The organism is Phenylobacterium sp. (assembly GCF_036495085.1).
In the GTDB taxonomy this organism is placed as follows: Bacteria; Pseudomonadota; Alphaproteobacteria; order Caulobacterales; family Caulobacteraceae; genus Phenylobacterium.
In genome coordinates this window covers 1-20,735 of sequence record NZ_DASXNL010000133.1, presented here as the reverse complement: position 1 = coordinate 20,735, position 20,735 = coordinate 1, and the positions used below count along the sequence as shown (strand labels likewise).

Annotated in this window: 17 protein-coding genes, 1 tRNA gene and 3 pseudogenes; 8 read left to right on the top strand and 13 right to left on the bottom strand. The window is 66.3% G+C overall.

All coding sequences use genetic code 11. From position 1 onward, the window contains the following. Positions 1-183: pseudogene (locus tag VGI62_RS15145) on the bottom strand (MATE family efflux transporter); the annotation flags it as partial. 137 nt (positions 184-320) lie between these two features. Between VGI62_RS15145 and VGI62_RS15140 the strand changes: the two are divergent. Continuing rightward, positions 321-833 (top strand): DUF4188 domain-containing protein, encoded by a 513-nt coding sequence (locus tag VGI62_RS15140; protein ID WP_331505345.1) that lies wholly within the window; start codon positions 321-323, stop codon positions 831-833. Positions 834-1,006: 173 nt separating this feature from the next. Here VGI62_RS15140 and VGI62_RS15135 read toward each other — a convergent pair. The 3 genes and pseudogenes from VGI62_RS15135 to VGI62_RS15125 form a co-directional block, all read right to left on the bottom strand. Next, positions 1,007-1,435, bottom strand: a pseudogene (locus VGI62_RS15135) (glyoxalase superfamily protein); the annotation flags it as partial. A gap of 190 nt (positions 1,436-1,625) precedes the next feature. After that, positions 1,626-2,482 (bottom strand): annotated as a pseudogene (locus VGI62_RS15130) (ISNCY family transposase); the annotation flags it as partial. A gap of 146 nt (positions 2,483-2,628) precedes the next feature. Further along, the gene (locus tag VGI62_RS15125) at positions 2,629-4,998 is read right to left on the bottom strand and encodes a PAS domain S-box protein (RefSeq protein WP_331505344.1); all 2,370 of its coding nucleotides are present in this window, start codon (positions 4,996-4,998) and stop codon (positions 2,629-2,631) included. Positions 4,999-5,445: 447 nt separating this feature from the next. On the opposite strand from VGI62_RS15125, the gene VGI62_RS22465 reads away from it, so the two are divergent. Next, on the top strand, positions 5,446-5,559 hold the full coding sequence (locus VGI62_RS22465; RefSeq protein ID WP_414695694.1) for a DUF4160 domain-containing protein: 114 nt from the start codon (positions 5,446-5,448) through the stop codon (positions 5,557-5,559). Positions 5,560-5,642: 83 nt separating this feature from the next. Beyond that, entirely contained in the window at positions 5,643-6,044 is a 402-nt protein-coding gene (locus VGI62_RS15120; RefSeq protein WP_331505343.1) for a DUF2442 domain-containing protein, read from the top strand. A gap of 99 nt (positions 6,045-6,143) precedes the next feature. Here the strand turns inward: VGI62_RS15120 and VGI62_RS15115 are convergent, their stop codons facing one another. The 5 genes from VGI62_RS15115 to glmU are packed head-to-tail and all read right to left on the bottom strand — an operon-like array spanning position 6,144 to position 12,246. Further along, complete coding sequence (locus VGI62_RS15115; protein WP_331505342.1) at positions 6,144-7,532, bottom strand: class II 3-deoxy-7-phosphoheptulonate synthase; 1,389 nt, start codon at positions 7,530-7,532, stop codon at positions 6,144-6,146. 53 nt (positions 7,533-7,585) lie between these two features. Then, on the bottom strand, positions 7,586-8,794 hold the full coding sequence (locus tag VGI62_RS15110) for an O-antigen ligase family protein (RefSeq protein WP_331505341.1): 1,209 nt from the start codon (positions 8,792-8,794) through the stop codon (positions 7,586-7,588). Then, entirely contained in the window at positions 8,791-10,173 is a 1,383-nt protein-coding gene (gene gor, locus VGI62_RS15105) for a glutathione-disulfide reductase (protein WP_331505340.1), read from the bottom strand. Before gor ends, VGI62_RS15110 begins: the two co-directional genes overlap by 4 nt. Before the next feature lie 28 nt (positions 10,174-10,201). Further along, positions 10,202-10,888, bottom strand: a complete 687-nt coding sequence (rpiA, locus tag VGI62_RS15100; RefSeq protein ID WP_331505339.1) for a ribose-5-phosphate isomerase RpiA — start codon at positions 10,886-10,888, stop codon at positions 10,202-10,204. Continuing rightward, positions 10,885-12,246, bottom strand: coding sequence for a bifunctional UDP-N-acetylglucosamine diphosphorylase/glucosamine-1-phosphate N-acetyltransferase GlmU (gene glmU, locus VGI62_RS15095; protein WP_331505338.1), 1,362 nt, complete (start codon positions 12,244-12,246; stop codon positions 10,885-10,887). The genes rpiA and glmU overlap by 4 nt, the downstream gene beginning before the upstream one ends. Before the next feature lie 110 nt (positions 12,247-12,356). Here glmU and VGI62_RS15090 point away from each other — a divergent pair, with 110 nt between their 5' ends. Together VGI62_RS15090 and VGI62_RS15085 are read left to right on the top strand one after the other, a co-directional pair. Then, positions 12,357-14,624, top strand: a complete 2,268-nt coding sequence (locus VGI62_RS15090; RefSeq protein WP_331505337.1) for a transferrin receptor-like dimerization domain-containing protein — start codon at positions 12,357-12,359, stop codon at positions 14,622-14,624. Continuing rightward, complete coding sequence (locus tag VGI62_RS15085; RefSeq protein WP_331505336.1) at positions 14,614-15,348, top strand: HAD-IA family hydrolase; 735 nt, start codon at positions 14,614-14,616, stop codon at positions 15,346-15,348. Before VGI62_RS15090 ends, VGI62_RS15085 begins: the two co-directional genes overlap by 11 nt. Positions 15,349-15,522: 174 nt before the next feature. On the opposite strand, the gene VGI62_RS15080 is transcribed toward VGI62_RS15085, so the two are convergent. After that, positions 15,523-16,710 (bottom strand): ISNCY family transposase, encoded by a 1,188-nt coding sequence (locus tag VGI62_RS15080; RefSeq protein ID WP_331505335.1) that lies wholly within the window; start codon positions 16,708-16,710, stop codon positions 15,523-15,525. Positions 16,711-16,874: 164 nt separating this feature from the next. Here VGI62_RS15080 and VGI62_RS15075 point away from each other — a divergent pair. The 3 genes from VGI62_RS15075 (at position 16,875) to VGI62_RS15065 (ending at position 17,882) form a co-directional block, all read left to right on the top strand. Continuing rightward, positions 16,875-16,949, top strand: a tRNA-Val gene (locus tag VGI62_RS15075). A gap of 260 nt (positions 16,950-17,209) precedes the next feature. Next, positions 17,210-17,518: a type II toxin-antitoxin system RelE/ParE family toxin gene (locus VGI62_RS15070; protein ID WP_331505334.1), complete on the top strand. Its 309-nt coding sequence runs from the start codon at positions 17,210-17,212 to the stop codon at positions 17,516-17,518. A 40-nt stretch (positions 17,519-17,558) separates the two neighbouring features. Beyond that, positions 17,559-17,882: a HigA family addiction module antitoxin gene (locus tag VGI62_RS15065; RefSeq protein WP_331505332.1), complete on the top strand. Its 324-nt coding sequence runs from the start codon at positions 17,559-17,561 to the stop codon at positions 17,880-17,882. Between the two features lie 462 nt (positions 17,883-18,344). Here the strand turns inward: VGI62_RS15065 and VGI62_RS15060 are convergent, their stop codons facing one another. From VGI62_RS15060 to VGI62_RS15050, 3 genes are all read right to left on the bottom strand, one after another. Beyond that, positions 18,345-18,902, bottom strand: a complete 558-nt coding sequence (locus VGI62_RS15060) for a hypothetical protein (protein WP_331505331.1) — start codon at positions 18,900-18,902, stop codon at positions 18,345-18,347. A 310-nt stretch (positions 18,903-19,212) separates the two neighbouring features. Beyond that, positions 19,213-19,860 (bottom strand): hypothetical protein, encoded by a 648-nt coding sequence (locus VGI62_RS15055; protein ID WP_331505330.1) that lies wholly within the window; start codon positions 19,858-19,860, stop codon positions 19,213-19,215. Between the two features lie 112 nt (positions 19,861-19,972). Continuing rightward, positions 19,973-20,735, bottom strand: a 763-nt coding sequence (locus tag VGI62_RS15050; protein WP_331505329.1) for a hypothetical protein, incomplete at its 5' end; no start/stop codon positions are given.

Below are 20,735 nucleotides of genomic sequence, written 5' to 3'. Positions count from 1 at the left end.
ATAGCCGAGCTGCGTCGCAGAATAGCGCCCCACGACGATCGCGTCGGTGAGGCCCATGGACATGATGCCCAGGCGCGAGATCACCACCGGCCAGGAGAGCTTCAGGAGCTCGGCCAGTTCGGTGCGGATGGGACGGGGGCGCCCCCCCGCAAGAGAGGACGCCTGGGCCGCGGGACGGTCCATGATGGCGGCGCCTGGATTTCAAAGAGGCCGGACACTGGCGCCGCGTCGCGCCGGCGGCAAGCCGAGCTTGGCGAAGCTGATCAAGCTCGAGCGGCGCGTGACGCAGAAGGCACATTCGAACACCAGCGTTCGGCCATATGCTCCCGCAAGAACGAGATCCGATTCATGGCCAAGGTTGTCGAACGGCGCGTCCCCGCCGAGATGGACGGCGGGTCGTCATCTTCATGATCGGCATGCGGATGAACAAGCCCTGGAAGATCTGGAAATGGCTGCCGGTGGCCAGGGCCATGCCGCAGATGCTGATCGAACTTGGCAAAGAGCCCGAGCTCGGCCTCCTCCACGCCCAAAGTCAGTTCAGCTTTCCGAACGTGAGGGTCACTCAGTACTGGAAAAGCTTTGAGGCGCTGGAGGCCTACGCCAAGGCTCGCGACAAGGCCCACCTCCCGGCCCGGCAGGCCTTCAACAACGCCGTGGCCTCCAACGGCGACGCCGGCATCTGGCACGAGACCTACGTCGTCGAGCCCGGCAGGTACGAGAACATCTACAACAACATGCCGCCCTACGGCCTGGGCGCCGTCGGTCGCGTCGTCGACGCAGTCGGCGCCCGTCAGGCCGCCCGCCAGCGGGTGAAGGCCAAGGTTCCGGCCTAGGACTTGTGCTCATAGCCTTGGCCCAAGGTCCGCATTCAGCCCACACGCGAGGAGGAACGGTCGCTGCGTATCATGCGCCGTCACTGCGCCTCCCGGCCTGAGGCTGGAGCCAGTTGGCGACCCACGGCCGTCCTTCGACCCCCATGCTGCGCACGCCGGTCCGTCTGCTAGGCAGACTGTTCCAGGACGGCCCGACGCGAGACGACTATGTGGCCGCCCGGACGATCGATTTTGAGGATGGCGAACGGCTGTTGCCGGCCCATCAGCGAGCCGACGACGTTGCGCACCGGACGGATGTCGACCTGGCTGCCAGGCAGGAACGCCGAGGCGCCGCCGAGGTCGACTGTGAAGCCGCCCCGCACGCGGCCAACGATCGCACCCATTACCGGCAAGCTCTTGGCGTAGACGCTCTCGAGGCGCGTCCAAGCCTCCTCGCGGAGCCGCGATGCCTCGATGGCGGCGGCGAGCGTGTTCCAGTCCCGCTCCCCCAGCATACTGGCCACCAATTCAAGCACTTCACTGTTGCTGATATTCACGCCCTTGGCGGCAAGCGCCCCGCGGAGCGTGCGCGCCATGACTTTGGCGTCGCGGAAGTCGCGCATGGAGTCCCATCCTCTGCCTTGCGAGCGAACCAAAGCGCGTCAGGTGCTTGCGTTGCTGACCCGTTCGCCCTGTGAGCAAAGGATCGAAGCTACTTGGATACGTTCACCCTAGCCCGCAGGGGCCGCAAGCGGCAGGCCGTATCAGCCTTTCGGCGGAGACTGCGCTCCAGGTCCGGAATCTGTCAATGCAGTCCACCTCCTCCCGGCCCTTTGGGCGGGCGCCAAGCAGGCTGACGATCTTCTCCTGCGCCGGGACGACCTCGCCGCCCAGCACGCGGCGCTCGGTCTGGCCGATGATCCGCGCGACGAGCGGGCGGGCGAGCGCCGCGCGCAGATCTCCGCCAGCGGGCGCGGCGCCGGGTCGAGCTGCGCGGCGGCCATATCCAGATCAGCCGGCATGGCGCGCGTGATCTTGATCAGTTCGCAGTAGCGCGCAACGCGCCGGGGCCGGCCGGGGGTGTACTCGATCGCGCGCGCCCGTCGCCTGGCCGCACGCCGGCGATCGCGCCAGACGACCTTGACGCCCAAGCGCTCGGCGGCCTTCAGCAGCCGCGCCACCACCCTGACCGCATCCCATAACAGGCTGCTGTCGCTCGGCTCAGGCATGAGCGCTTCAGTCACCGTGCTGTCCAACCGGATGACGTCGCCCGCCTCGACCTTCAGCTTTCGGGCGCTGGTCAGCACGGTGCGATTGATCGCTTCCCAGGTCGGCGCCTGGACGGCGCTGATCGTCTTGTGCAGCACCGACTTCTTCGGGGTCCACGTCGGCGGCAATCGCGCGAAGGCCCGGAACGAGGCGCTATCCTCCAGATGGAACGCCAGCTCCTCGTAGCTCAGCTGGCGGTGCTGCTTGAGCACCGCGCAGCGCAGCACCGACTCCGCCGCCAGGCCGTCCGGTCTGGGCGCCGCCCCGGCGCAGATCCTCCGCCAGGCGGTCAGCTCCAGATGCTCGTCCAGCCATCCGGACATCGCCTTAAGCTCACGGCCGATCTCGTGGCCGGCGAACAGATCGAATAGGCTGGCCTGGATGCTGCGTTGCTGACGCATTGTCGGCCTCCGGCGGTTCGGGTTTGTCTTTAGAATCAGTGGTTTGATCCCACAGACTACCCGCAACCGCCGGTTGCCTCGCACCGGCTAAACCGACGATTCCACGAACAATTTCAATGAGTTGACGTTTGTGGACGGGAACTAGTCTAGGGGGCGCTTTCCGCGAGTTGGCGCGCCGTGAGGAAGGCCTGGCGCAGGGTGTCCGGCGTATAAGGCTTGACCACCAGGGCCGCCCTCAGGCGTGCGGCCTCGGCGGCGGTCCCACTGTCGCCCGTGGCGACCACCAGGCCAAGATCAGGTCGCCTCGCGCGCGCCGCCTGCGCCAGCTGCAGACCGGTCACACCCGGCAGTCCGACGTCAGTCATCAAGAAATCCACCTGCGCTTCGTCCAGGCGCTCAAGGGCCGCCTCGGCGGCGCCGGCTTGTGTGACCCGGCAGCCGAGGTCCTCCAGCATTTCCGCCGCCATGGCGCGGATCAGATCCTCATCCTCGACGAGGAGCACAGCGGCGCCCTTCAGCGCCGTCTCCGCCGGCGTCGCTCGGGGTTCGCCGGCTGCGGCGCGCCGCTGCGCCCGGTTGGCGAGCACGTGCCGAATCTTCCGCGCCAGCCCCTCGCGCGTATAGGGCTTGGCCAGCAGTTCCACGCCGGCGTCAAGCCGGCCACCGTGCACGATGGCGTTCTGGGTGTAGCCGGAAGTGAATAGCACCGCGACGTTCGGCAGGCGCTCCTTGGCCTTGCGCGCCAGGTCCGGGCTGCGCAGGGCCCCCGGCATCATCACGTCGGTGAATATCAGGTCGATGGGAATGCCGCTGTCGACCACGGCCAGGGCGGAGGCGGCGTCCCGGGCTTTGGCGACGCGATAGCCGAGCTCAGTCAACATGGAGACGGCGACCTCACGGACCTCGTCGTCGTCCTCGACGACCAGCACTGTCTCATCGCCGCCCTGGATGTCTCCGGTCGGGGGCGCGACGAGGGCGTCCTCGGCCACGGCCTCCCGCGGGAAATAGAGCTTCACCGCCGTACCGGATCCCACCTCGCTGTAGATTTTGACGTGACCGCCGGACTGCTTGACGAAACCGTAGACCATGGCCAAGCCCAGGCCGGTGCCTTTCCCCTCCGCCTTGGTGGTGAAGAACGGCTCGAAGACTTGGTTGATTATGTCCGGCGGAATGCCGCCGCCGGTGTCGGTGACCGCGACGAGGACGTACTGGCCGGCCGCCACGTCGTCGTGCTGGCGGGCGTATTCATCATCCAGGAAGGCGTTGCTGGCCTCGATCGTCAGGCGGCCGTCGCTGCCCATCGCATCGCGGGCGTTGATCGCTAGGTTGAGGAGGGCGTTCTCCAGCTGATCGGGGTCGACGAGGCTGTTCCACAGGCCGCCCGAGACTACTGTCTCTACCTCGATCTCGCCGCCGAGGGCGCGGCGGAGCAGGTCGTCCATGCCTTTGATCAGCCGGCCAACGTTGACGACCTTGGGTTCCAGGGGGGTGCGCCGGGCGAAGGCCAACAGCTGGGCGGCGAGCTTCGATCCGCGCGCCACGCCGGCCAGGGCGTTCTGCACCCGCGCCTCCGCGCGCGGGTTGCCCGCGATGTCCTTGCCGAGCAGCTGCAGGTTTCCGCCGATCACCTGAAGCAGGTTGTTGAAATCATGGGCCACGCCGCCGGTGAGCTGGCCAATCGCCTCCAGCTTCTGTGCGCGGAGCATCGCTGCCTGCGCCTGATGCAGGGCGGCTTCCGCCTCGCGGCGCTCGGTGATGTCGCGGGTGACCTTTGCGAAGCCGAGGAGCTGGCCGTCCTCGTCCTTGATGGCGTCGATCACGACGTGAGCCCAGAACCGCGTTCCATCCTTGCGGACGCGCTGGCCCTCATGCTCCCAGCGCCCTTCACGAGCGGCGATCGCTAGGCCGGTCTGGGGTAGGCCCGCCTTGCGGTCGGCTTCGGTGTAGAACTGCGAGAAATGCAGGCCGATGATCTCGTCCGGCGCGTAGCCCTTGATCCGCTGGGCGCCGGCGTTCCAGCTCGCGACGTGGCCGCCCGCATCCAGCATGTAGATGGCGTAGTCGGTCACCCCCTGGACGAGCAGGCGGAACTGCTGCTCGCTCTCGCGCAGCTTCGCCTCGGCGGCGCGGCGCTCCGTCAAGTCCCGGGTGATCTTGGCGAAGCCGACCAGGCCGCCGTCGGGGTCGCGGATGGCGTCGATGATCACGTGGGCCCAGAACTGCGTGCCGTCCTTGCGGACGCGCCAGCCCTCGAGCTCGAACCGACCCGTGCGGGCCGCTTCCTCGAGCGCAAGCGCCGGAACGTTCTGGGCGCGCTCGGCCTCGGTGTAGAAGGTCGAGAAATGCCGCCCGATGATCTCGTCGGCTTCGTAGCCCTTGAAGCGCCGCGCGCCAGGGTTCCAGCTCGTGACCCGGCCTTCAGGGTCCAGCATGTAGATCGCGTAGTCGGTAATCGCCTCGACGAGCAGGCGGTAGCGGCCATCGCTGGTCTGCGGCGCGTCGAAACTCGATTCCATCGGAAATCCCGTCCAGGCGCCCGCCACGACGCGGGACTGGACTCTAAATGGCGAGGCGACCCGTTCGATCCGCCCTAAACCCGTGCCGACAGCGGCGGAGCGGCCAAACGCGGGGCGCGCCCCGGATCGGCGGGCGCCGCCGTCCGGTCGACCGAACGAGCGTAGGTGCTGTCGCCCAGGAGCGCCTGAAGGACCAGCAGCGCCGACCCTCTCGCCTTTCCGCCGCGGCGATACGCTCAGCAAGCCGGCCTGCCCTCGCGGCGCCGGCCACCAATTCGCTCTGCACCGATCGGCTCCGACAATCGCCTTGGCGATCGCGGCCCCAGCACCGTGCGTTAGTGTCGAGCCGCCGGCCAAGACTACGATCGGCCGCCAAACCTAAACCCTATTTAGGTTCTCTGAGATAGTGCGCCATGGCGACCGTATTCCAGAGTCGGCGGCGCTCGCGTGGCGGTCAACTCCAACGATCATCCACCTGCGCATGTTCATGCGTTCGGCAAAGGCTGCGAGGCTCGGTTCAAGCTAAACTGCCCGGGTGGACCGGCGGAGCTATGCCGGTGATTGGACCTTGGCGCGGATGAATGAACTGGGCGGCGAGATCGCCGCCAAGCCGGCCGACTGGTGCGAGACTTGGGAGGATACCCATGGCTGAGTTCAAAATGATCGATGCCGCGGCTTTCAAGGCCGCAGGGTTTCGAGGTCGGTTCGCCCATGCGACGCCGCGAGCAGTAAAAGCTCGATTTGACCGACGCGCTGAGCGGGTCGTGGTCGGGCTCGATACGGGGATCGAGTTCGCGTTCGACCCTCGCCTCGCCCCCGGTCTGTCGGAGGCCGCCGCTGAGGATCTAGTTGGCGTCACGGTCGAGGGCGTTGGCAGCACGCTGCACTTCCCTCGATTGGACGCGGATTTCACCGTCTCTCGCCTGCTCGAAGGCTTTCTCGGGCCGATGGATTGGACCCGACGCGAAGCACGCGCGCTCGCCTCTCGCGAAAATGGAAAGCGCGGCGGTCGACCGAAGCGGAGCGCGGGCCAACGTCAGATCTAGAGACACTCGATCCGCCCACTTGCGTGAGATGGGCGGCGTCTTCGAAAAATCAGAATGCCGATCGAATGCGAACGAAGGCCGGCGGCGCTTCGCGGCTGCCTAAGGCGCCCCGCCGGCCGCCTGCCTGGCGGCGTCGAGCCGGTCTTCCTTGAGCTTCTCGGCCACCAGAAACGCCAGCTCCAGCGCCTGCTCGCCGTTCAGCCGCGGGTCGCAGTGGGTGTGGTAGCGGTCAGCTAGATCACCCTCGGTGACCTCGCGCGCGCCACCGGTGCATTCGGTGACGTTCTGGCCGGTCATCTCCAGGTGCACCCCGCCCGGATGGACGCCCTCGGCTTTGCAGATCTCTACGAAGCTTTTCACCTCGGAGAGGATGCGATCGAAGGGCCGGGTCTTGTAGCCGTTGTTGGCGGTCAACGTGTTGCCGTGCATCGGATCGATCGCCCAGACGACGCTCTTGCCGGCTTCCTTGGTGGCCCGCAGCAGAGCCGGCAGGCGCCTTTCGATCTTGTCGAAGCCAAAGCGGCCATAAAGCGTCAACCTGCCGGGCTCGTTGGCCGGGTTGAGCGCGTCGGCCAGGCGAAGGATGTCGTCTCCTTCGATGGTGGGGCCACACTTCACGCCGATCGGGTTCTTGATACCCTTGAAGAAGGCCACGTGCGCGCCGTCGAGCTCACGGGTGCGCTCGCCGATCCACACCAGGTGGGCCGAGGTGTCGTACCACTGGCCCGAGGTGCTATCGATCCGGGTCATGGCCTCTTCGAGGTTGAGCAGCAGCGCCTCGTGGCTGGTGAAGAACTCAACCTGGTGCAGGCTCGGATGGCTCTCCGGCGTCACACCGATCGCTTCCATGAAGGTGAGGGATTCCGAGATCTTTTCAGAAAGTTCGCGGTATCGCGCGCCCTGCGGACTGTCCTGCACAAAGCCCAGTGTCCATCTGTGGATGTTGTGCAGGTCAGCGTAGCCGCCACCAGCGAAGGCGCGCAGCAGGTTCAGCGTCGAGGCCGATTGGCTGTAGGCCTGGATCAGCCGCTGCGGGTCGGGCGTGCGCGCCTGGGCGTTGAACTCCATGCCGTTGATGATGTCGCCGCGGTAGGATGGCAGGGTCACGGACCCTTGCGTCTCTGTCGGCGCCGAGCGGGGCTTGGCGAACTGGCCCGCCATCCGACCGACCTTCACCACCGGCTTGCCGCCGGCGAAGGTCAGCACCACGGCCATCTGCAGGATCAGCCGGAAGGTGTCGCGGATGTTGTCAGCGTGGAATTCCTTGAAACTCTCGGCGCAATCGCCGCCCTGCAACAGGAAGGCGCGCCCTTCGGACACATCTGCCAGCAAGCCTTTCAGGCGGCGCGCCTCACCTGCAAAGACCAGCGGCGGCATGGCGCGCAACGTCTGCTCGACCTTCGCCAGGGCGGCCTGGTCCGGATAGTCGCTCGGCATGTGCTTGGCGGGCTTCGACCTCCAGGAGGCCGGGGTCCAGTGCTCAGTCATAGTCCCAACTCCGCGCGGCGATGGCTGGAAGCGCGGCCGCGAAAGGGCGCGTTCTACGCCAAGATGGGGGGCGAGGTCGATGGCTGCAGCAAGGCGGCGAGCACGACGATCAATGCGCCCATGGCAAGCCACCACTCCTGCCACATGCCAAAATTGAGCGCACCGAAGAGCAGGTAGACCCCAGCGCATGCCGCCGTGGCCGCCGCCGCCGGATCCCGCCTGGGCCGCGTCAATCTGAGCAGGCTCACGCTCCAGAAAGCTGCCGCGGTGATCGCACCGACCGCGCCAAGCTCCAGCCAGACCTGCAGCGGGCCGTCGTGGGGATGCAACTGGATGCCGGGCGCAAACATCCTCGAGGCATCAAGGCCCCAACCCTGCAACGGCCGTAGCGCGATCCAGTCGATGGCATGGCTCCAGTAGCCCATCCGCAGGGCATAGGATTTCGGCATCGCGTGCTCGATCCCCTCGTAGTCGGCGAACGCGCGAACGGTCCAGACGACAAGCGGCGCGCAGAGGAACAGCACGGCGGCGCCTAGCGACATGAGGCGTGGAATGGCCGTCGGCCAACGCAAGGTGGCCAGACCGATGAGCGGTGCAGCGACGAGAGCGATGAGAGGCGCGTCCGATCCGAAGGCGTAGGCGGCTGCGCCGGCGCCAAGCACCATGACCACCCCCAGCCCAATGCGAAGCCGCCGCGGGGCGCCCACGAACGCGATGGGCAGGATCGCGGTCATGACGAAGGTCGCATGGCCGAGCTTCGCCTGGGCGATGTCCGGGCGCATCACGTGGTCCCCGTAGACCGTGCGCCGCAGAGCCTGGTAGAGCGCGCCCCCAGTGAAGGTTTCGGCCACCAGGATCACGGCGAATGCCGTGAGCCCCCAGGCCAGGACGTGCAGGGCGCGTTGCCGAAGCCCGGCCTCGGCCCGGTGCGCCGCACAGACCAGGCTCCAGTAGAGCGGCAGCTCCAGGGCCATCTTCAGTATGGTGCTGGTGCTTGCGCCCTTGGGGTGGAACGGGCTCCACGTCGTAGACGCCGCGGCCCAGATCAAGGCTGCGAAGAGAATGATCAGAGAAGGCCGGTCCTCATCCCTGATGCGGAACGCAGGCAGGGTCAGAAGTCCGCCAAGGGCCACTAGCGCGGCGAACCCCTTGGGCGCCAGCCATGCAAAAGCCGGCGTGGCCGCAGCGATCGCGATCAGCACCCAACCGCACCAGACGGCGAACCCGTCGCGCGTGGACGGCGCAGCCACAGCCGTCGTCATGCCACCTGGCCTAGACCCAGCGGCTCATGCTTCTCGCGCATCGTGACCAGTTCCTCGGCCAGCGTCGGATGAACCGCGCAGGTGGCGTCCCACTGGTGTTTCGTGACGCCCATCTTCATTGCGATAGCGGCCATCTGGATCATCTCCGGAGCATCGGGTCCGACCACATGGCACCCCAGGACTTTGTCAGTCGCGCAATCGACGACCAGCTTGAGCAGCGCGCGTTCGTCGCTCCCCGCGAAGGCGTACTTCATCGGCTTCATTCGAGCCAAATAGATGTCGACTTTGCCGTATTGCTTGCGCGCATCGGCCTCGCTCAGCCCGACCGAACCGATCGGCGGCTGAGAAAAGACGGCGGAAGCGACCATCTCATGGTCGAACGAGGTGGGCGTGTCGTAAAACTCGGTCTGGGCGAAGGCTTGCCCCTCGCGGATCGCCACGGGCGTCAGGTTGATCCGGTCGGTCACATCACCCACCGCCCAGATGTTCGAAACGTTCGTGCGGGAGTATTCGTCGACCGCGACCGCGCCCTGCTCGTTCAGTTTCACGCCGGCCTTCTCCAGGCCAAGACCTTCGACATAGGGCTCGCGGCCAAGACACAGCATCACCAGCTCGCTCTCGCATTCGTGGCCGTTGCTGAGCTTATTCATGAAGCCGTTAGCCGTCTTCTCGATGGCCGTGTGCTGGGCGGCCAGGATGACCGTGATCCCGCGCTTCTCCATCTCTTCGGTGACGTGGCTGCGGACGTCGTCGTCGAAGCCGCGAAGGACGTTGGGCCCGCGGTGCACCAAGGTCACATCGACGCCCAGGCCGTTGAAGATGCCGGCGAACTCGACGGCTATATAGCCGCCGCCGCCGATCACGATACTTTTCGGCAGCTTCGGAAGGTGGAAGCAGTCGTCGGAGGAGATGGCGTGCTCGACGCCTGGCAGGTCCGCCGGCCGCCAGGGCCGCCCGCCCGTGGCGATCAGGATCTTATCGGCCGTGCGCTTACCGATCTTGCCGACTTCGACGGTATGCGCGTCGAGCAGGCGCGCCTTGCCATGGGCGAGCTCAGCGCCGGCGTTCTGCAGGTTGCGGACGTAGATACCGGAGAGACGGGCGATCTCCTTGTCCTTCTCGGCCAGGAAGGCGGGCCAGTCGAAGCTCGCGCCCTCGACGGTCCATCCATAACCCTTAGACGTCTTGAAATGATGAGCAAATTCCGAGGCGTACACCATAAACTTCTTGGGTACGCAGCCGCGGATCACGCAGGTGCCACCGACCCGGTCTTCCTCCGCGATCGCGACTCGCGCGCCGGACATCGCCGCAAGCCTGGCCGCGCGCACGCCGCCGGAGCCCGCGCCAATCACGAATAGGTCGTAGTCGTATTGGGCCACGAGGGCCTCCTTCTTTAGGTCGCGGGCCTTAGGGATCGAGCGTGATCACGCCCGACGCGCCGCCGATAAGCGCCTGCTCAGCCAGGTCGAGGAACAGGCCGTGCTCCACGACCCCGGTGACGCTCTTCAGCGAGGACGCCAGCGCCGCCGGCTCCTCGATGCGCCCGCAAGCTGCGTCATAGATGAGGTTGCCGCCGTCGGTTCGCACGGGCTGGCCGTCCCTCATCCGTAGGCGGGGCGCAACTCCGATATCGCACTCGCTGAGCGCATCGCAGATCCTGAGCGCGGTGATCTTGTGCCCAAAGGCCACCACCTCGATCGGCAGCGGAAACCTGCCGAGCGTCGTCACAGTCTTGGCGGCGTCGGCGATGACGACGCAGCGGCGGGAGGCCTCCCAGACGAGCTTCTCGCGCAAGAGCGCTCCGCCTCCGCCTTTGATGAGCGACAGGCCCGGCCCGATCTCGTCGGCGCCATCGACCGTCAGGTCGATTTCGCCGGTATCGCCCAGTTCGGCGATCGTCAGGCCGAGCCCTGCCGCCAGTTGCGCCGTGGCCGTTGAGGTCGCGACGCAGGTGATGTCGAGGCCCCGCGCGCCGAGCGCTTTTACGAACCAGGCGGCGGTCGAGCCTGTCCCAAGGCCTACGACCATGCCGGATTCCACCAGGCGGGCCGCGGCTTCCCCCGCCGCGCGCTTCTGGGCCTCGGCGTCGCTCACGCCTTGCCCTTTTTCGCCGTGCGTTCAGCCAGCTTCCTTTCGCGGAAGCGCGCAGCCCAGCCGGCTTTTTCGACCTGGGGCGGACGTGTCACGGCCAGCGCGTCGTCGCTCACCGACCTGGTGATCACAGAGCCTGAGCCGGTGTAGGCGCCACGCCCGATCTTGACCGGGGCGACGAGCGCGCTGTTCGACCCGATGAAGGCGCCTTCCCCCACATGGGTCTCCCATTTGTCGAAGCCGTCGTAGTTGCAGAAGATGGTGCCTGCGCCGATGTTCGCGCCCGCCCCCACCGTGCCGTCGCCAAGATAGCTCAGGTGGTTGGCCTTGGCGCCTTTGCCCACGACCACCTTCTTCACCTCGACGAAGTTACCGATGTGGGCGTCTTCGCCGATGTCGGCGCCAGGACGCAGGCGCGCATAAGGGCCGATGATGGCGCCTGCGCGCACGACAGCCCCCTCCAGGTGGCTGAAGGCGCGGACCACCGCGCCGGTCTCGATGCTCACGCCCGGCGCGAAGACGACGAACGGCTCGACCATGACGCCAGGCTCGATCCGGGTGTCCCACGAGAAATGCACCGTCTCCGGCGCCGGCATGGCCACGCCCTGCGTTAGGAAGTGGGCGCGGCGGCGCTGCTGGAAGATCGACTCGGCTTGCGAGAGCTGCATCGGGGTATCGCACCCCATCACCGCGCTCTCGGGCGCGATCGCCGCCTTCACCAGCGCCTCGTCGGCGGCGGCCAGAGCGACGATCTCGGTCAGGTAGTACTCGCCCTTGGCATTGTTGTTGGTGGTGCGATCGACCCAGCCGAACAGCCGGCCCTTCTCGGCGCACATCATGCCGGCGTAACAGGTTCTCACCGCCAGTTCCTCGGCGCTCGCCTCCTTCGGCTCGACGATCCGTATCACGTGCCCATCGGCGCCGCGGATCAGGCGGCCATAGAGCAGCGCATCCGCCGGCTCGAAGCCCAGGAGCGCCAGTACCACACCCTTGCTGCGCAGATCGAAGAGCGGCTCCAGGTCCTGGTGGCTAAGCAACGGGCAGTCGGCGTTGGTCACCAGCACATCGCCCTCGAAGTCGGCGAGCGCCTCGCGGGCGGCCATGACGGCATGACCGGTGCCATGCGGCGGGTCCTGCACCGCGATGGCGTTCTTTCCCAGGCGTTCGGCCACGATCTCGCGCACGGCCTGACCGTCCGCGCCGACGACCACCACGATCCGCTCGCAGCCGCTCGCCTCGACGGTGTCGATCACGCGTTCCAGGAGGGTGCGGCCCCCAACCCTGTGCAAGACCTTGGGCAGGGGAGACTTCATCCGCGTACCCTGGCCGGCGGCTAGGATTACGGCGGCGCGTGCTGTCATTTTGGGAAGCCTCCAAACCCGAGTCATCAATCGTCGTGCGAGCCTTACCAAGCCTTGGCGCCGGGGGCGAGAAGCGGCTAGCTTCCCGCCGCGTCCCCGGGGAGTGTTTCATGAATCATCGCATCGGCCTTGCCGCCCTTCTGTCCGCCTGCGCCCTTGGCGCCGTCAGCACGGCTTGGGCCGCGCCCCCGGCGTTGGACGCCAAGGCGCTGGAGGCGAAATTCGACGCCCAGATCGATCCGGCGGAAATGGGCGGGTGGCTGAAGCTGCTGGCCGCCGAGCCCAATCACGTGGGCTCGGCCCACGACAAGGCCAACGCCGAATGGATCGCCGCCCAGCTGAAGTCCTGGGGTTGGGACGCCAAGATCGAGACCTTCGACGTCCTCTACCCGACCCCGATCAGCGAGGGCCTGGAACTGGTCGGCGGCCCCGGCGCGCCGTTCAAGGCGACGCTGACAGAGCCTCCCGTACCCGGTGACCAGGCGACCTACACCAAGGACGCTCTGCCCGCTTATGTCGCCTTCCAGGGCGATGGCGACGTCACCGCGCCGCTGGTCTACGTCAACTACGGCATGCCCGAGGACTACCTGGCGCTGGAGCGCATGGGGATCTCGGTGAAGGGCAAGATCGCCATCGCCCGTTACGGCGGCGGCTGGCGGGGCCTTAAGCCCCTGCTCGCCCAGATGCATGGCGCGGCGGGATCGATCATCTATTCCGACCCCAAGGACGACGGCTACGGCGCCGACGACGTCTATCCGAAGGGCCCGGCGCGGCCGAAGGGGGGCTTCCAGCGCGGCTCGGTGGCCGACATGCCGATCTACCCCGGCGATCCCCTGACGCCGGGCGTCGGTTCGACCAAGGATGCCAAGCGGCTTGATCGCAAGGACGCCCAGACGATCCTCAAGATCCCCTGCCTGCCGATCTCCTACGGCGACGCCCAGGTGCTGCTGGCCTCGCTCGATGGGCCTGTCGCGCCGGCCAATTGGCGGGGCGGGCTTCCGATCACCTACCACGTCGGCGGGTCGGCCGCCGGCGGCCAGGTCCACCTGGCGGTCAAATCCGACTGGTCGCAGAAGACCCTCTATGATGTCGTCGGCACGCTGAAGGGCGCGGAAGCGCCGAACGAGTGGATCGTGCGCGGCAACCACCATGACGGCTGGGTGATGGGCGCATCCGACCCGCTCAGCGGCCAGATCGCGCTCCTGGCCGAGGCCAAGGCATTCGGCGCGCTGATGAAAAGTGGCTGGAAGCCGAAGAAGACCATTGTCTACACCAGCTGGGACGGGGAAGAGCCGATGCTGCTGGGATCGACGGAATGGGCCGAAACCCACGCCGACGAGCTGAAGGCCAAGGCGCTGGTCTACATCAACTCCGACGGCAACGGCCGTGGCTTCCTCAACGCCGCGGGCAGCCACGCCTTCCAGCATTTCATCAACCAGGTGGCGGCCGACGTGAAGGACCCCGAGACCGGCGTCTCGGTCGCCGATCGACTCCGCGCGCGCCTGGCGGTGAACGCCGCCGAACCGGGCGCCAACGAGCTCGCCAAGGCGGCCGGCAAGGCCGCCGGCGACCCGACCAAGGATCTGCCGGTCGGCCCGCTGGGATCAGGCTCCGACTATTCCGCCTTCCTGCAGCACCTGGGCCTCGCCTCGATCGACTTCGCCTACGGCGGCGAAGGCGAGAGCGGCGGGGTCTATCACTCGCTTTACGATGACTATGAACACCACAGCCGCTTCGTCGACCCCGGCTTCGCCTACGATGCGACGCTGGCCAAGACCGTCGGGCGCGCGGTGATGCGGCTCGCCGACGCCGACCTGCCGGTGCAGCGCTATGGCGACTTTGCTGACACCGTTTCGGGCTACGTCGACGAGGTGAAGAAGCTCGCCGACGGCAAGCGTGACGAGGCTCGCGCCCAGGCGAAGCTGCTCTCCGGCAGAGCCTATGCGCTGGCCGCCGACCCGACGCATCCGCACGCTGACCCTGCGCCCCTGGCGCAGTCGCCGGCGCTGGACTTCGCCGCCCTCGACAGCGCCCTGACCAAGCTGAAAGCGAGCTCGAAGGCCTTCGACACCGCGCTCTCCGCCAAGGGTGAAGCCCTCGGCGCCGCTCAGAAGGTGAAGCTCGACGCGGTGATCCGTCCGCTCGAGCAGAGCCTCCTGCGGCCCGAAGGCCTGCCGGGCCGGCCGTGGTACATGAACATGGTCTATGCGCCGGGCCGCTTCACCGGCTATGGCGCCAAGACCCTGCCTGGCGTGCGCGAAGCGATCGAGGAGCGACGCTTCGAGGACGCTCAGAAATACGTGGGCGTAACGGCCCAGGCGCTGGAGGCCTATGCAGCGAACCTCGACAAGGCCACAGCGATCGTCAATGGCGGTTGAGGCTAGGGCTTCGGCCGGTGTCACGGCCGACGGGACGGCGCTTGCGGGCGCCGTCATCGCCCTCGATCTGGACGGCACCCTGGTCGACACGGCTCCCGACCTGATCGGCACGCTGAACTGGCTGCTCGCCGGGGAAGGCATAGCTCCGCTGTCGTTGGACGAGGCCCGGCCGTTCATCGGCCGCGGCGCCCGCTGGATGATCGAGCGCGGCTTCCAGGCCGCCGACGCTCCTCTGGCGCCGGATCGGGTGCTGCCGCTCTTCGAGCGCTTCATCGCCCGCTACGAGACGCACATTGCTGATGAGAGCCGCCCTTTCCCCGGCGCGGTCGCCGCCCTGGAGACCCTGAAGGCGCAGGGTGCGAAACTCTGCGTCTGCACCAATAAGCTGACCGGGCTCTCGACGACGCTTCTCGACGCCCTCGACCTTAGCCGGCTTTTTGACGCAGTTGTCGGGGCCGACGCGACGCCGGCGATCAAGCCCGACCCGCGTCACATCGAAGCCGCCGTGGCGGCCTGCGGCGGGTCGATATCGCGCACGGTCATGGTCGGCGACGCCGCCACCGACGCGCGCGCCGCGCGCGCCGCGCGCGTGCCCCTGATCCTTGTCAGCTTCGGCTACACCGATATCCCGGCCCGCGAGCTTGCACCGGACGTACTGATCGACAGCTTCGACCAGCTCCCGCGGGCCTGCGCGCAACTGCTCGGCGCTGTTGGGAACAGCTGAAGTTGTCCGGCTTATGTAGCAGGTGATCTGTCCGGTCGTTCTGAGCGGCAGTTTGGCGCGGACGTTGGTTTTTGGGGTCGAGCTGAAGCCTGCCGAGCCGGTGCGCGGAGCCTTCAACCCGCGCAGCGCGCCGGCTCCAGCACGGTGCGATGCCCGCGGTTGATACAGGAAGTCTCATGCGGCGCTCCTTTGCCGTTGATCGCTGAGGTCTGGATCGGCGGGGCTCCAGCGGACCAGGCAGCGCGGTCCATGGAAGATGGCCAGTTCGCCATCGACGTAGTGGTGCACGCGGACCTTGGCCCTGACGAAGTGGGCCCTGGCGGGGTGCGGCGGGATCTGCAGGCGCCGGCGGTTCCAGGCGACGGTGTTGTCGGGCGCGACGATGCGCTCCTCCTGGACGCAGAGGATGTCGCGCCATTGCGCCTCGGCCACGGGGACGAACCCCGAGCCGGCTTCGGCGGCCTGCACCGCGAAACGGCTATTGTGATGCGGCAGATAGGTCTCGCGTAGAAATCGGTTGGCCGCCGCAACGTCGGTGGTGAAGCCGTTCAGGACCAGGTCTTTGGGCAGCCGATCCTGCAAGGTGCGGAACATCCGCTCGGAGCGCCCTCGGGCCTCCGGCGAATAGGCTGCGATATGCTCGATCCCCAGCTGCGCCAAGGCGCGGCCAACCTGGGTGGGCTGGGTCCGGTCCACCTTGCCGCCCGCTTCGGGGGTGAGGAAGTAGTGGCTGCCCCGGTCGGTGTAGAAGCTGCAGAACAGCCCTTTGGCGGCGATCGTCTCAATCAGCCCCTGGAAGGTGGACATCGTACCTTCCTCCGCCACCAGGATCATCGAGTAGATCTCACTGGTGGCGTCATCCATGGTGACCACCAGGTCCAGCGCGCCCAGACCCTCCAACCAGACGTGCTTGGAGGCGTCCTGGTGCAGCATCATCCCCACCATCGGCCGGCGCGGCCGCTTGCGCCGATGAGCCCCGCGCCGCGGGGCTCGGGCCAGCAGACCGCGATCCTGCAGGAAGCCCTTGGTCCAGCTGTAGCTGCGGGTGAAGCGGTGGCTCCCGGCCAGGTACTCGTGGAAGTGCTTGGCCGTGAAGCCCATGTACTTCTCGAGATACAGCCGCTCGACCTCAGCCGCCTCCGCTTCCGAAACCGCTCGACCCGAACGGCGACCCATCCGACGGTCCACCAGGCCATCGTCCCCGTCTTCCTCGAACCGGCGCGCCCAGCGGCGAAACGTTCGCTCGTGCACCCCCAGGAGCTCGGCCGCCTCCAGCTGGCTCAGCTCCTCCGATTCCCAGCGACTCAGCAAATCCCGAAGCTTCAGCATCCGAAGCCCCTGCAGCACTTCCGTCCGGCGCACCTCAACCCCTCCGAAGGTCGACACGCACCGGACAGATCACGTGCTACATGCACCGGACACTTTATGTGCTTCCTACACGCAACTGCTCGGCGCTTGCGAGCCGTAGAGCCACGGGCTATACGCCCCATCCTTCGCGAACGGCGCCAAGCCTGACGCCGCGAAACGGATGCGTAGCTCAGCGGGAGAGCACCTCGTTCACACCGAGGGGGTCACAGGTTCAATCCCTGTCGCATCCACCATCTTTTTCAATGACTTATGGGATCGCCTAGAAGGTCCCGCCCCGGAAACGCCCCGGAAACTCTAGCGACTTGCTGTTAGATTAAAGCGCAGCTCTGACATCCGAGGCCGGTCTACTGACCGCGAACGCGGATCTTCGAAGCGCAGCGCTGAGTCGACGAAGCTGCTGCAGCGCGCATCACAGTGGCGGCGGCCGGGCTGGGTCCCCCAAATCCGAATTTTGGCGCGCATACTGTAGCGCGTCGAGCTACGGATTTTAGTTGTGGTACGTAGCGTATCGCGCTACAGTGAAATCGTGATCCTGAGCTGGGGCAACGACGATGCGAAGGCGGTCTTCGAGGGCCGATCGCCTCGCGCCGTCCCGACCATGATCCTGAAGCGTGCCCGCCGCATCCTTGCTCAGCTTAACGCCGCCGCCGTGATCGGCGACATGGGCTCGCCGCCCGGCAACATGCTTCACAAGTTGAAGGGCACAAACACCTGGGCTGTTCGGGTGAACGAGCAGCACCGCGTCACTCTTCAGTGGACTGACGAGGGTCCGGAAGAAGTTCGGCTAGGCGACTACCACTGAGGTCGCGCTGTATTTTGCCATGGTCATGGAGGACCTTAACGTGGCTGCTCAAGATTTCGCGAACTTCGCTTCGCCCCTGCCCCACCCTGGGGAAATCCTGCGGGAGGACTTCATGGCGCCCATGGGCCTCACGGCCGGCGCCTTGGCGCGCGCCATGGGCCTGAAGGACCGCACCCGAATCGAGCGTGTTTCGCGTGAGGCTCAACCGGTCACCGCGGACACCGCGTTGCGCCTGGGGCGGGTATTCGACACCTCGGCGCAGTTCTGGATCAACCTACAAACTCAGCACGACCTGTCGGTTGCGGCCATCGCCGCACGAGAGGAACTCTCTTCGCTGAAGTCTTTGGTTGGGACCAGGTCGTAGGTCTCACCCCGAGCCAGCCCGACTCGGCGACGGACGGGCTCAGTGCCGGGGACCGGCAGCGCAAGATCCCAGACCCTCTAACGACCCACTTGCTGCCGTCCTCCGTCTAGCCGGGCCGGCCCTCGGTTGCCGCTCCACTCAGTGTCTTGGTGTCGTCGTTCGGAAGGTTGCTGATCTCGCGATTTGGTCGTTGGGCCAATGACAGAACACGGATGAGGCCGGGCGCATCCTCGTTCACACCGAGGGGGTCACAGGTTCAATCCCTGTCGCGTCCACCATTCTTTTCAAGCGGTTAGAGATCTCGCCGCCGTTTGCCACCCAGAAACCGCGGCGAGCGGCCCGGGCTGCGTCGAAACCCGGCGCTAGCTCGCCGCCGAAAAACCGACCTTGGGACCGGAGCCAGCAAGCGGACGTTGAGCGCCCCCGCCAACAGCATACGTACCAGAGCGGCGAGCCGCACCTTCAGCGCAAGGCGCTGTTAAATAGAAGCAGCCAGGTCGCCGAAACCACGAAAAGGCCGACGCCGCTGACCCACTGCGCCCAGCGGGCGGGGACAGCGAGGGCAAGGATACAAGGGGCGAAAAACGGGACGGTCGCCAATTCGGCCGCTATCGGAAATTCCCCGGTGGGCGATCTAAGGGCGAAGATCGTCGCGATGTTCGATAGCAGATAGAAGCCGTAAAAGACGCGCCTGCTGCGCCAGTAAAATTCCTCCAGATCCACGGAGTGATCGGTCGCCTCGGGTGTGGCCGACGCGCAAACAAAGTACAGGATTATGGTATAGACGAAGGCAACAATGATGGTGGATAGGCTCAATGGGCCTGCGTTGCGCCCGTCCCAAAGATACAGCCAGCTTATAAGCACCTGTATGACGGCGTTTAAGGTCATAACTGCCTGCAACGGCGAGAATGCCACGCGCTCACGAGCGAGAATAAGGGCGGCAACCCGGGATAAGATGTGGGTAAGGGCCAGGGCGTAGACGAACGACAGCAACGTCGTGACGTGGTCGTACGCGGTCAAATTCGCCTCCCCCCCAATATGCGTCGGCCCCTAGGTGCGGTCCTAAGTCTCAACCGCAGCGCGCTCCGGTTCGTGAGCTTCCTTGTCGCCCAAAAGCGGAACGCCCCCTTCTAGGACGTTGCGTAACACAGGTTTCGTAAGGGGCCGCAACGGGGTCGAAAGCTCGCCTTGGCCTCCTTCCCGGAAGTGGACATTCGCTGCAACCGCCCCAGGTGCGAACCTTGGGAATGTCCCTGCAGGGTGGGGGGGCGACTTGCCGCCGCGGCTGCATGCCGCCTATGGCCTAGGCGCGCCAGCGGGCTCCGAACGCCTACACACAGCTCCTCGCCAGCATATCTCGGGTTGCGGTCGAATAGGGCTCCGGGTCTACGCCCAGGGCTTTCGCGGCCTGTATCGTCGCGACGGCGAATTGGGAGCGGATCGATCCCACAAGGCGCGCCCGCTTGAGGTCTTGCTGACTGAGACGCACCTCGGCCGGAGTGAGTACGGCCATTGCTGTATAGCCGTAAAGCCGCAGGTTTAGGGCGAGCCCTTGGTTGAACACCGATTGGTCGAGCTCGACCTGCGAATAGAACCGCGAATACGCCAACCTTTCCTCGAGGGGCAGGTATGTGACCGCGCCCGCTCTCACCGCGTCCCAGGTGTTTGTCGAGAAACCGAGCCCACCCGCTGGTAAGCCGGTCGAACTTTGAGCGTGGTTATTGGGTGACGCTGAGACGGCGCGGTCCTGTGTGGCGTTCAGGCAGCGCTGCTCCTCGGTGGCATAAAGGGCGGCTGCGGCGTTCCGCGCGATCTCCGACCTCAGCGCCTGGCGGGCCTCGCGCACCTCGACCCGTTGGTGCAGCCACCCCACCGCCTCCTGCGCCCCGAGTGCGATCAGGACGCCGACCACGATGATGCCGACTTCCTTCGGAAGCTCCCGCCAGCCGTGAAAAAGCTTCGGTCTGTGGACTTCCATCGCTAACCCCCCGGCGCATCCATGCGCCGGCGCTTGGATAACACGGGCTCTCGGAACTTCCGCAGGGGGTCGGAAGGGGTGCTGAGCGTCACGCCGACAGCCGACCCCGGGCCTACTGTCCGTGAGCGGACGCAGCCAAGGGCGATTGTGGGTGGGTCGCAAACTGGCCGTCTGGCAGGGACGCCATCCCCGCATCAGCACAAAGTCTCGCCAACTGCGCGCGGCCGCCGGCCGATCTTGGCTTCGGGTCCACGCCCATAGCCTTTGCTTCCCGGAGCATAGCAGCACTGGCGCGGGCGTGGATCACGCCGAGGAGCCGGGCCTCGGCGACCTCTTGCAAAAGAACTCGTGCCTCGGCCGGGCTGAGCGCGGCATTTCCTATGTAGCGGTACAGCCGCAGGAGCACGGTGCGCTCGTTGTCGATCAGCCATCGCTGTTGCTCGACGTCGCTGTAGAAACGCGCATATGACATCTGCTCCTGGAGGGGCATGTGAGCAGCCGCGCCCGCCTTTACGACCTCCCGGGCGCTTGTGGACACCGAGTTGAGGCCACCGGCGGACTTGACCAACGGGCGGGGTCCGCCGTTAGCCCACGCGGCCGTTCGATCCAACAGGGCGCTCCAGCAGGGTTCCTCGTCGATGTTGTAGAGAAAACCATTGGCATTCAGCGCGACTTCCAATTTCAACCCCTGGCGGGCTTCGGCCACGTCGGCGCGCCGGTGCTGCCACTGCACCGCCGCGCAGCGCGCGTCGTCAAATGAACGTATGCCGACAACCGAGGCGCGCGAAATGTTTCGGCAACAATTCCCCAAATGAGGGTAGCGAGTTGATTCTGTCTTAAGGTTAAGCTTGATTGCGGCGATGTACAAAAAAGGG